General features: G+C 56.9%; 7 protein-coding genes. 3 read left to right on the forward strand and 4 right to left on the reverse strand.

The window, feature by feature from the left end:
• The first annotated feature begins 31 nt into the window (after window positions 1-31).
• From BLLJ_RS11460 to BLLJ_RS07635, 3 genes are read left to right on the forward strand one after another with little or no spacing between them, the layout of a single operon-like run.
• Window positions 32-811, forward strand: a complete 780-nt coding sequence (locus tag BLLJ_RS11460; protein WP_260457757.1) for a restriction endonuclease subunit S — start codon at window positions 32-34, stop codon at window positions 809-811.
• Complete coding sequence (gene xerA, locus BLLJ_RS07630; protein WP_242076213.1) at window positions 709-1,635, forward strand: site-specific tyrosine recombinase/integron integrase; 927 nt, start codon at window positions 709-711, stop codon at window positions 1,633-1,635. The genes BLLJ_RS11460 and xerA overlap by 103 nt, the downstream gene beginning before the upstream one ends.
• A complete protein-coding gene (locus BLLJ_RS07635) occupies window positions 1,632-2,723 on the forward strand; it encodes a restriction endonuclease subunit S (protein WP_013582872.1) in 1,092 nt (363 codons plus the stop codon). Before xerA ends, BLLJ_RS07635 begins: the two co-directional genes overlap by 4 nt.
• Here BLLJ_RS07635 and BLLJ_RS10560 read toward each other — a convergent pair.
• The 4 genes from BLLJ_RS10560 to ileS form a co-directional block, all read right to left on the reverse strand.
• Window positions 2,686-3,189, reverse strand: coding sequence for a restriction endonuclease subunit S (locus tag BLLJ_RS10560; RefSeq protein WP_033501742.1), 504 nt, complete (start codon window positions 3,187-3,189; stop codon window positions 2,686-2,688). The two genes, BLLJ_RS07635 and BLLJ_RS10560, sit on opposite strands and share 38 nt — an antisense overlap.
• Window positions 3,179-4,687, reverse strand: coding sequence for a type I restriction-modification system subunit M (locus BLLJ_RS07640; RefSeq protein ID WP_013582873.1), 1,509 nt, complete (start codon window positions 4,685-4,687; stop codon window positions 3,179-3,181). The genes BLLJ_RS10560 and BLLJ_RS07640 overlap by 11 nt, the downstream gene beginning before the upstream one ends.
• 25 nt (window positions 4,688-4,712) lie before the next feature.
• A complete protein-coding gene (locus BLLJ_RS07645) occupies window positions 4,713-7,769 on the reverse strand; it encodes a type I restriction endonuclease subunit R (protein ID WP_023658523.1) in 3,057 nt (1,018 codons plus the stop codon).
• Window positions 7,770-8,145: 376 nt separating this feature from the next.
• The gene (ileS, locus tag BLLJ_RS07650) at window positions 8,146-11,457 is read right to left on the reverse strand and encodes a mupirocin-resistant isoleucine--tRNA ligase (protein ID WP_013582875.1); all 3,312 of its coding nucleotides are present in this window, start codon (window positions 11,455-11,457) and stop codon (window positions 8,146-8,148) included.
• Window positions 11,458-11,817: the final 360 nt, after the last annotated feature.

Here is an 11,817-nt window from a genome sequence, read left to right on the forward strand (position 1 = left end):
AGAGCAGCTTGTAGACGGTAAGTTTCAAGAGTTGTTTGGTGGTCTTAATTTCAACGCTACGCTCTCTGATGTTGCCGAAATAACGATGGGGCAATCACCAGCAGGAAGTTCGTATAACGAAGAAGGTGCTGGCATAATCTTCTATCAAGGAAGGGGTGAATTTGGATGGCGTTTCCCAAAGCGTCGTCTCTATACCACTGAGCCAAAACGTTTAGCCTGCGAGGGTGACGTCCTAATGAGCGTTCGTGCGCCTGTCGGGGACCTCAACGTTGCCTTTGAAAATTGCTGTATCGGACGTGGTCTGGCAGCTATCCATAGCGAAACCCCGTCATTTGCTCTGTACTTAATGCGATTCCTTAAGCCTCAACTTGAGGCTTACAACGGAGAGGGTACTGTATTCGGCTCAATCAACGGTAAGGCTCTCAAAAGCTTAGAAGTTGCGCTTCCATCTCATAACGAAGTGATGCAATTCGAGTCATTTGCGGCACCGATAGATGCACTAATTAGGAGTAATGAAAACGAAACACGGAAATTAAATAACCTAAGGAATTATCTTCTTCCCAAACTCATGTCCGGCGAAATCGACGTTTCGAAGGTTGACCTCACGCAGCTAACAAATAATCATTTGCCAGCGCGTGGGCACAATGTTCCTAACTGTTATTGGAAGGAACCCCTATGGAAACCATCATTAATAGTGTTCTGTCGCAGATGCAGAACATGCTTGATCCGTCACAGCTCAAACATCTGGCCGAAGTACTCAGAGTCACGCTGCTGCCAACTCAGGAAACATCAGCGCCGCAGAATCTGCTGACGCTATTCCTCACGGCAAAAGAGGTCGAAGGCTGCTCGCCGAAAACCATCGCTTACTATGAGAGCACACTCCAGCACATGACCCAGGCCCTCGCCAAGCCTTGTACGCGGATAAACAGCGATGACTTGCGCGAGTACCTCAACAGATACGAGAACGAACGTCATGCGGGCAAGGTCACCATCGACAACATTCGGCGTATCATGTCAAGCTTCTTCGCGTGGCTTGAGGACGAGGATTATATCGTCAAAAGCCCTGTAAGGCGCATCCACCGTGTGAAGACCGCTGTAATGGCTAAGGAAGTCCTGAGCGACGAAAATCTGGAAACTCTGCGGGACCGATGCGGCACCTTGCGGGATCTTGCCATCGTGGACATTCTCGCATCCACGGGTATGCGAGTGGGTGAACTGGTCGGCTTGAACATAGCCGACGTGAATCTTCAGGAGCGGGAATGCTTGGTCACAGGCAAGGGAAACAAGCAGCGTCCCGTTTATTTCGACGCCAGAACGAAGCTTCATCTCACCGCATACCTGCAATCACGTAACGACAGCAATCCAGCGCTATTCGTTGCTTTGAATGGCGATGGTGACCGTATCAGCATCGGCGGCATCGAAAGCCGCCTCAGACAGCTCGGCAAAGATGCCGGCATTCATCGAGTTCATCCGCATAAGTTCCGTCGTACTCTGGCCACGCACGCCATCGACAAAGGCATGCCGATCGAACAGGTGCAAAAACTGCTCGGGCATGCGAGAATAGACACGACCATGCACTACGTCATGGTCAACCAGAACAACGTGAAAGCTTCACACAGAAGGTATTTGGAATGAGCTGGCGAGAGACGACCCTTGGTGAGATTACCGACTTAAAAAGAGGATTTGATTTGCCGAAAAGCCAGCGTTTGCAAGGGGATGTGCCGGTTTATTCATCATCGGGAATTACCGGATCTAATAGTACTGCAGCAGTAGAGGGGCCCTGTGTAATCACAGGGCGATACGGCACTATCGGAGAAGTTTTCTTTTCGGGTGGTCCATGTTGGCCTCTCAACACAGCTTTGTATTCTACCGAATTCAACGGCAACAATCCTCGATTTATTTATTATCTTTTGCAGACAATTCCTTGGCAGGGATACACAACAGCTAGTGCTGTGCCAGGCGTCAATCGAAATCACGTGAATCTCTGCCCTGTCAAGATACCTGACAGGGCAACGCAAGATGCAATCGTAGAAGTGCTTGATTCCATTGTCGACAAAATTGCCCTTAATAATCGGCTAAATGATTATTTAGCCAACTTGTGTGAAACGATTGCCAGTAGATACTGTAATGACAGAAATTCACGTCTTCGAGATATCTGCTATCAGGTTGCTGACCACGTCGATTATGACAACGCGAATCAGGAGACTTACGTTTCGACTGAGTCACTAATGCAGAACAAGGGCGGACGGCAACTGGCGTCTTCGCTCCCAGCAACGGGCAAGATTACACGGTATAAAGCCGGCGACACTCTGATTTCTAATATTCGGCCCTATTTTAAGAAGATATGGTACGCCCCGTTTGAAGGTACATGTTCGGGTGATGTCATCGTTTTTAGAGCGAATGATCCCAGCAACGCGCCATATCTGCATGCATGCCTACGGCAAGACTCATTCTTTGACTACGTCATGCAAGGTGCGAAGGGAACAAAGATGCCCCGTGGGGATAAAAAACAAATGATGGAGTTCAAGGTTGCCAGTTCATGCAGTACGAAAGATTTGATCCTATTAGATTCCGCAATAAAGCAAAGATCTGATAACGATTCAGAGACAGTAAAGCTCCAAGCACTGCGCGATACGCTCCTTCCCAAGCTCATGTCCGGCGAAATCGACGTTTCGAAGGTTGACCTCACGCAGCTAACAAATAATCATTTAGCTGGTTGTTAAGCTCGATTTTCCTATCAAACAAACTAAGAACATTTGCAATAGCATTTTGTTCCGCCATCGAAGGAAGAGGCAATTTCATGGCACAAAGATTACTCTGGCTCAGCTTTGGCTGCGTAGATCCTGTTACGTAGGCAGAAATATCAGTCATATTAAGAAGATGTCTCAGAAAAACGAGATTACACTTTTCGGACTCAGCAATAACATGCGCATGATTATTCACTCTGAATTTTCCAGAAGCCGCATTCGCAATAGGATTCTTGCGACTCCTAAGATTTTCCCCATCTTCAGCAACCAGTAGGTAATCTCCCTCATAGGTGTAATCATCTAGATAATCGACAATACCTTGAGCTCCGTAATAAGGATAGGAACCTTTTCTGTCCTTTCTGTCCCTAGAAGATATCGGCTCTCTCTTGACATCTTCAAGCTCGATAACATCACCTAGACGCGTCAGCTGCTCACATGCCATAGCCGATGGCCTCCAGATTCTTCTTGATCTGCTCTTGCAGACGGTTGGATTCCTCGAAGCATTTGGCGATCTCGCCGGTCAGACGGGTCATCTTCTCCTCGAATGGCTCATCGTCTTCTTCCACTTCGGCGACACCGACGTAACGGCCTGGAGTCAGGATGTAATCCTGCGCCTTGATATCTTCCGTCGTGGCGATGGCGGAGAAGCCCTTCTCCGTTTCCAGAGTGCCGTCACGGAACGCGTCGAACGCAGTCGATACCTTGGCGATGTCCTCATCGGTAAACTCGCGGAGCCTGCGGGACACCATGGTTCCCATATCGCGCGCGTCGATGAACAACGTCTTGCCGGACTGCTTCTTGTTCTTGGTGATGATCCACAAGCTCACAGGTATACCGGTGCTGTAGAAAAGCTTGTCCGGCATTGCGATGATGCCCTCGACCAGATCGGCATCCACGATCTTGGCGCGGATCTCGCCCTCGTTGTTCGTCTGGCTGGACAACGCGCCGTTCGCCAGAACCATGCCCATGCGGCCGGAACGGTTGAGATGGTGGATCATGTGCTGGACCCATGCGAAGTTGGCGTTGCCCTCCGGTGGGGTGCCGTACTGCCAGCGTACGTCGTTCTCGAGTTTCTTTCCTCCCCAGTCCTTCAGGTTGAAGGGCGGGTTAGCGAGGATGAAATCGAATTTCTCGGTCTTGTGCAGGTCCTCGAAGAACGTGTCGGCATTATGATCGCCCAGATCCGCGTCGATGCCACGGATCGCGAGGTTCATGGTCGCCATTTTCCACGTGGTCGGATTGGACTCCTGGCCGTACACGGAGATGTCGTTAATGTTGCCCTGATGGCGTTTGACGAAGTCCGCGGACTGTACGAACATGCCGCCGCTGCCACAGCACGGATCGTACACTCGCCCGTGGTAGGGTTCGATGACTTCGACCAGCGTCTTCACGACGCACGCGGGTGTGTAGAACTCGCCGGCGTTCTTGCCCTCCGCTTCGGCGAATTTGGCCAGGCAATATTCGTAGGTGCGTCCGAGGATGTCGCGGCTATCGCCCTTTTCGGCCATCTTCACGTTGGCGAACAGGTCCACGACTTCGCCCAGACGTCGCTTGTCGAGCTCCTGGCGTGCGAAGTTCTTCGGCAGGATGCCCTTGAGCTTGTTGTTCTCGGCCTCGATCTGGCGCATGGCCTCGTCGATGGCCTTGCCGATCTCGGGCGTGTGCGCGGCCGCTGCGATGGTCTTCCAGCGGGCGCTCTCGGGAACGAAGAAGATGTTCTCACTCGCGTATTCGTCGCGGTCCTCCTCGAAGCCCTCTCCCTCCTCAACGAGTTCCTGGTATTTCTGGTCGAACTTGTCGGAGATGTACTTCAGGAAGATGAGGCCGAGCACGACGTTCTTGTATTCGGAAGCGTCGATGTTGCCGCGCAGCTTGTCGGCAGCGCTCCAGATCTGTTCCTCGAAGCCGATCTCGGCGGTATTGTCCTTCTTCTTTGCCATGTCTTGTATTATCCTCCTGCTCGTCCTATTCGCTGATCTTGGTGTCGGCCCACAGCTCGCACTGTTCCATGACGGTCTTCATGGCGTCCTCGACGCCTTCGGGCGGATACTTGTATTTGCGCAGCAAACGTTTGATGGCACGCCGCATGCCGGCCCTGGCGCTTTCCTTCTTCTGCCAGTCGATCGTGGCGTTGCTCCGCATCGCATCGGTCAACTCGCGGGCTATCGAGACGAGCTGGTCGTTGTCGTAGAAGTCCTTGACCGCCTGCGGCTGGGTGATCGCGTCGTAGAACGCCATCTCCTCGTCGCTCAAGCCGAGCTTCTGCGCGTCGTCGCGGTCCTTCATGATCTCCTTGGCCATGTTGACGAGCTCTTCGATGACCTGCGCGTTCGTGAGCATGCCGTTGAGATACGCGTTCAACGTGTTCTGGAGCATCTCGCTGAACTTCTGGGATTTGACCACGCTGGTGCGCCCGTACGCCCGCACTTTCTCCTTGATGAGGCGTTTCAGGCTCTCGATCGCGATGTTCTTCTCCTTCATGCCGGCGACCTCCTGGAGGAACGCCTCATCGAACAGGGAGATCTCCACGCTGTCCTTCTCGAACAGGTTGAGCACGCCGTCCGCATGCACGCTCTGCTGGAGGATCTCGCTCACCTGCTTGTTGAACTCCGTGTACGTCATGCCGCTGCCCCCGCCGGAGCCACGTCCGGTCAGGCGAAGGACCTGCACGCGCAATACGGATAGGTAAGCCGCCTCATGCGCGTCCTCTTCGCTTACCATGCTTTTGCACAGGCTCAGCGCCTGGTTCATGAGCTGGCATTGCTTGAGGAACGATTCCGTGTCTTCGTGCCGTTCCAGATCGAGCAGCCAGTCGGTTCCCTCCGCGATGGCGTCGGCAAGCGCCTCCCTGCTGTTCTGGAAGATGAGTTTGCGGTAGTTGAAGCCGTACATGAGATCACGGCACACGTCGAGCTTTTCGAGGAATTTCGGATAGGCGGTCTCGGCGATGTTCATGTCGCCGTAATTGTGCTGGTCACGGCTGGTATAGTCCTTCATCGCCCGCTTGAGCGCGCCTGCGATGCCGATGTAATCCACGACCAGACCGCCCTCCTTGCCCTTGCACACGCGGTTGACGCGGGCGATGGCCTGCATGAGGTTATGGCCCTTCATCGGCTTGAACACGTACATGGTGGACAGGCTGGGCACGTCGAAGCCGGTGAGCCACATGTCCACGACGATGGCGATCTTGAGGGAATCGGAATCGTCCTTGAACCTGCGTTCCATCTCCTTCTTGTGCGTGGTGCCGCCGCACACGTCGAACCATTCCTCCGGATCCTGGTTCGACATGGTCATCACCACGCCGACCTTGTCTTTCCATTCGGGGCGCAGCTCCATGATCCTGTAGTAGATCTTCATCGCAATCGGCCGGCTGTACGCCACGATCAGGGCCTTGCCGGCCAGGACGTCGGCGCGGTTGTTCTCGTAATGGTCCACGATGTCGCGGCACAATGCGTCGATGGTTTCAGGAGTGTCGAAGATGGCATCGAGGCCGCCGAGGTCATGCTTGGACTTCTCCACGCTCGCCTCGTCGGCCTGGTCCGCGAACTCCTTGTAGACCGCGTCGATGCGGCCCAGCGCGTTCTCGTCAAGATGGAGCGAGACCACACGGCTTTCGTAGTAGACCGGCTTGGTGGACTCGTCCTCGACGGACTGGGTCATGTCGTACACGTCAATGTAGTCGCCGAAGATCTCGCGGGTGTTGCGGTCATCCGTGGAGATCGGCGTTCCGGTGAAACCGATATAGGACGCGTTCGGCAGTGCCTTGCGCACGACACGGGCCGCGCCGACCGACACATGACCGTCCGCGTTGATCCGTTCGGTCAGGCCGTACTGGCCGCGGTGAGCCTCGTCCACCATCACCACAACGTTGCTCCGGTCGCACAACGGCTCGTCGCCGTCCGAGAACTTCTGCATGGTCGTGAAGATGATGCCGTTCGCCTCACGACCCTCAAGCAGTTCCTGAAGATTCCTGCGGCTCTCGGCCTGGACCGCCTTCTGGCGCAGGAACCTGGCGCAGCGGCTGAATTGTCCGAAAAGCTGGTCGTCGAGATCGTTGCGGTCGGTGATGACCACGATGGTCGGGCTTTCAAGATAACGCTGCAGCAGATGTGCGAAGAACACCATCGAAAGCGATTTTCCGCTTCCCTGGGTGTGCCAGAACACGCCGATCCTGCCATCCCCATTGACGGCCTCTTCCGCTCTGACGATGGCTTTCCGCACCGCGAAATACTGGTGGTATGCGGCGATGATCTTCACGACCTTCTCGGAGGAATCGTTGAAGCATACGAAGTTTTGGATGATGTCGAGCAGCCGTTCCTTCGGGAGCATGCCGTCAATCATGGTGCTCCATGCCGCGGCTTTCGTTCCGGAATAGTCGCCGTCCGCCGACTTCCAAGCCACGTAACGGTCCTCGTCGGATGTGATCGTGCCGACCCTGGTCTGGGTCATATCGCTCATCACGCAGAACACGTTGGGCACGAACATGCTCGGTATCTGCTTCATGTACTGGCGCAATTGCAGGTACGCGTGTGAAGCGTCCGTCTCCTCTCTCGACGGGGACTTCAGCTCGAACAACACCAACGGCATGCCGTTCACGAAAATGATGACATCGGGACGTTTCTCGGAATACTCCACGAACGTCCACTGGTTCACGACATGGAAATCGTTGTTCTCGGGATCGTCGAAATCAAGCAGCCGGACGATGTCATCACGCTCTTCCTTGCCGTCAAAGAAGTGCACTTCGACTCCTGATTGCAGGTAGTCATTGAATATCTCGTTGCGCTGCTCCAAGCTGCCGATCTCGACATTCTGAATCTTCCGGATGGCCTCCTCGACGGCTGCTTCCGGCAGATTTCTGTTGATTCGTCGCAACGCATCCGGGAGAATATCAGGAAGGAATACGTCGCGATACGAGTCGTCGGTGCGGCGAACATCGGGCCCGTACAGGTGCTCATATCCGAGTTTCTCCGTTAGATGTTCGACGATCAGATTTTCGTACCATTCCTCGTTCAGTGGATCCATGGACGTGATGTTGTTCAGAGAACACTCCGAGACCGTACGAGATTCGACTTTGGAAACAGCCATTGCTTACCCCACAAACATATGGATTCTCAAGCAAACCACTTTTCGGTTAGTCTATCAACCAGCCTATCGTTCGGGTGTAATCAACATGGTTGTCCATGGCTATTTTCCGGCTTCCATTTAATCATGTGAGAGCGAAGAAACGCCATATTCAAAATCTGCATGCCGACCGCATTGAACAGTTGAACAAATACCTGACGTAAACTTTATGGCATACCACGGAAAAAAAGTGGTCCCGCCGCTAAACGGCAGGACCACTTCGTGCATTTCACGCGCCCGTGCACCACGCATCAGGCGCGGTCAGTCCGCCACGGCATCACGCCTTGGCGACCTCAACGGCCAGCTCGGCACCTTCCTTCACTTCGAAGGAGGTAGCCAGCGTCTCATGGGCGATCAGATCCTTGAACTGCTCGACCTTGGCCACATCGGCGGCCGGAACGGTCAGCACCAGGGAGATGCGATCGGCGATGTCCAGACCGGTGTCCTTGCGGGCGTCCTGGATGGCGCGGATGGCGTCGCGGGCATAGCCTTCGGCGAGCAGATCGGCGTCAAGCGCCGTGTCGAGAATCGCAAAGCCGCCGGTCGGCAGGGCGGTGGACACCGAGGAGGCGGCCTCCGTGGCGTTCTCCTCCTCCACACGGTTGATCAGCTCATACTCGCCTTCGACCAGCGCAAGGTCGCCGGACGGCGTGGAGACCACCGGCGCACCGGACGCAGCATCGACATGCCAGTCGCCGGACTTGGACGCCTTGATGGCGAACTGCACCTGCTTGCCGAGGCGCGGACCCGCCGCACGGGCATTCACACGCAGCTCGTGAACAATCTTCAGACCGTGGGCGGAGGCGTCCTCCAGAGTCGAGAACTCAATATTCTTGATATTAAGTTCGGCCTTCAGCAGCTCGTCGTAGGCTTTGACGGCGTCCACGTTCTCGACCACCACGGTGAGCTTGGAAAGCGGCTGGCGCACGCGGATCTTGGCGGCCTTGCGCAGGGACAGGGTGCCGGAGACGACCTCACGCACCTTCTCCATCGCGTCCACCAAGGCCGGATCGTCGACCAGCACACGGCCGAGTTCGGTGTCTTCACCGGTCTTCTCGTCCACCACGAACGGCCAATCGGCCAGGTGCACGGACTCGCCACCGGTCAGACCACGCCACACGGACTCGGCTTCCATCGGGGCCAGCGGCGCAAGCACGCGCATGAACGCCTCAAGCACGGTGTACAGCGTGTTGAACGCGGAAGCGTCCTCATTCCAGAAACGGTCACGGGTGTTGCGGATATACCAGTTGGTGAGCACGTCGATGAAGTCGGAGACCGCATCGCAGGCGTCGGAGATTGCGAACTCGTTCAGCGACTTCTCGGCGGCCAGCACCAGACGACGGGTACGGGCCAGCAGGTAGCGGTCCATCTCCGGCAGACCGGCGACCTCGTCCGCGCGCAGCTGGCGGGCGTCGAATCCGGCCCCGCCGTTGGCCGCGTTGGCGTACAAGGTGAAGAAGTAGTAGGAGCTCCACACCGGCAACATGACCTGGCGCACGGTGTCGCGGATGCCATCGGCGGTGACGATCAGGTTGCCGCCGCGCAGAATCGGCGAAGACATAAGGAACCAGCGCATGGCGTCGGAACCGTACTTGTCAAACACGCCGTTCACGTCCGGGTAGTTGCGCAAGTGCTTAGACATCTTCTGGCCGTCGGAGCCGAGCACGATGCCGTGGCAGATCACGTTCTTGAACGCCGGGCGGTCGAACAGGGCGGTCGCCATGACGTGCAGCAGGTAGAACCAGCCGCGGGTCTGGCCGATGTATTCCACGATGTAGTCGGCCGGGAAGTGCTGCTCGAACTTCTCCTTGTTCTCGAACGGGTAGTGGAACTGCGCGAACGACATGGAACCGGACTCGAACCAGCAGTCGAGTACATCGGAAATACGGTGCATGTGCGACTTGCCGGTCGGGTCGTCCGGGTTGACGCGGACCAGGTTGTCGATCCACGGACGGTGCATGTTGATGTTGCCGTCCTTGTCGCGCGGGTAGTCACCGAAGTCGGCCTTGAGCTCTTCGAGAGAACCGTAAACGTCCACACGCGGGTACTTCGGATCGTCACTCACCCACACCGGAATCGGGGAACCCCAGAAGCGGTTGCGGGAGATGGACCAGTCGCGCGCGTTGGCGAGCCACTTGCCGAACTGGCCGTCCTTGACGTTGCCCGGGATCCAGTTGATCTGCTGGTTCAATTCCAGCAGATGCGGCTTGATCTTGGTCACGGACACGAACCAGGAGGAGACCGGCTTGTAGATCAGCGGGGTGGCGCAGCGCCAGCAGTGCGGGTAGGAGTGCACGTAGCTCTTCTCCTGGAAGAGGATCGCGCGGCGCTCTTCCGGGATGGAAGCGAGCGGGCCGTCGCCGGCGCGCAGGTTGCGCAGGATCGGCAGGTTGGCGTCGAACACGAAATCGCCCTCGTAGTCGGGGCACTGCGCGGTGAAGCGGCAGCCATCGTCGAGCACGTCGGTGCTCTTGATGCCCTTGGCATTCAGCGTGTTCATATCGTCTTCACCGTAGGGGGCCTGGTGAACCAGACCGGTACCTTCGACGGTGTCGACGTAGTCGGCAGTGAAGATCGTGTAGCCGTTCGGGCCGGGCACATGGCCTTCGGATTCGGCCGTCTCGCCCGCGAAGTACGGGAAGACCGGGTAGTAGCGGCGGCCTTCCAGCTCGGAGCCCTTGAGTTCGCGCACGACCTCGTAGTTCTCGCCGAGTTCCTTCTCGTAGTGCGGCAGCAGGTCCTTGCCGAGGTAGAACTTCTTGCCAGCGAACTTGCCTTCGGTCGGGCGGACCTCGACGTAGTCGATGTCGGCGCCGACCACGATGGCGAAGTTGGTGGGCACGGTCCACGGGGTGGTGGTCCAGAAGACGGCGTAGGCGTCGTCTTCATCGCGCATCTTCACGGCCACGGACACGGTGGTGTCCTGGCGGTCCTGGTACACGTCGGCGTCCATGCGCAGCTCGTGCGCGCTCAGCGGCGTGCGGTCCTTCGGGCAGTACGGCAGCACGCGGTAGCCCTGGTAGGCCAGGCCCTTGTCGTAGAGCTGCTTGAAGGCCCACATCACGGATTCCATGTACGGGATGTTCAGGGTCTTGTAGCCGTGCTCGAAGTCCACCCAACGGGCCTGACGATGCACGTAGTTCTGCCATTCGTTGGTGTACTTCAGCACGGAAGCGCGGCAGGCGTCGTTGAACTTGTCGATGCCCATCTTCTCGATCTGGTCGACCGAGTCGATGCCGAGTTCCTTCTGCGCCTCAAGCTCGGCGGGCAGGCCGTGGGTGTCCCAGCCGAACACGCGGTTGACCTTGCGGCCCTTCATGGTCTGGTAGCGCGGGATCACGTCCTTGGCGTAGCCGGTCAGCAGGTGGCCGTAGTGCGGCAGACCGTTCGCAAAAGGCGGGCCATCGAAGAACACGAATTCGTTCTGGCTGTGGTCGCCGGAAGGGTTGCGTTCAACGGACTTCTGGAAGGTGTCGTCCTTGTCCCAGTAGTCGAGAACGGTCTCCTCCATGTCGGGGAAGCTGGGGTTCGGCGCGACGTGCGCGGTCTCGCCGCCCTCGTTCGCCTTGGGATATACGTTTTCGCTCACCGTAAATCTCCTGTTAGTACTGTGCACTGGTCCTACAGGAGCGTCATTGATGGCGATTGCCGGGCGCCGACGTGTGCCGGCTGGGTTCACGAATGTCACGTACCGAACCGTGGGGCCGATCGCGTCAATCGCCTCGCAGCCGGAACTGACTGTGTTCCGCCCGGAACAGCCCTGTCTGCCGTTCCTGCCTACGAGGACGATGACGGGCGCTGGTATGCGCTCCGCACCGCGGTACCACCTCGCTTATCGCACCGGTTGCGCCGCTCCGAACTGTTGCACTCGGAGCCGCGAGCCTGCGCGACCGCTTGTGTTCGGCTGTCTCGGGCCGATCCCGTCGGTTCTACTGGGCGATTGCCGCCG

This window comes from Bifidobacterium longum subsp. longum JCM 1217, assembly GCF_000196555.1.
Taxonomy (GTDB): domain Bacteria; phylum Actinomycetota; class Actinomycetes; order Actinomycetales; family Bifidobacteriaceae; genus Bifidobacterium; species Bifidobacterium longum.

Excerpts from the sequence above, each read along its gene's own strand:
- xerA (WP_242076213.1), top strand. The coding sequence starts at position 709 with ATGCAGAACATGCTTGATCCGTCACAGCTCAAACATCTGGCCGAAGTA.
- BLLJ_RS07635 (WP_013582872.1), top strand. The coding sequence starts at position 1,632 with ATGAGCTGGCGAGAGACGACCCTTGGTGAGATTACCGACTTAAAAAGA.
- BLLJ_RS10560 (WP_033501742.1), bottom strand. The coding sequence starts at position 3,189 with ATGGCATGTGAGCAGCTGACGCGTCTAGGTGATGTTATCGAGCTTGAA.
- BLLJ_RS07640 (WP_013582873.1), bottom strand. The coding sequence starts at position 4,687 with ATGGCAAAGAAGAAGGACAATACCGCCGAGATCGGCTTCGAGGAACAG.
- BLLJ_RS07645 (WP_023658523.1), bottom strand. The coding sequence starts at position 7,769 with ATGGATCCACTGAACGAGGAATGGTACGAAAATCTGATCGTCGAACAT.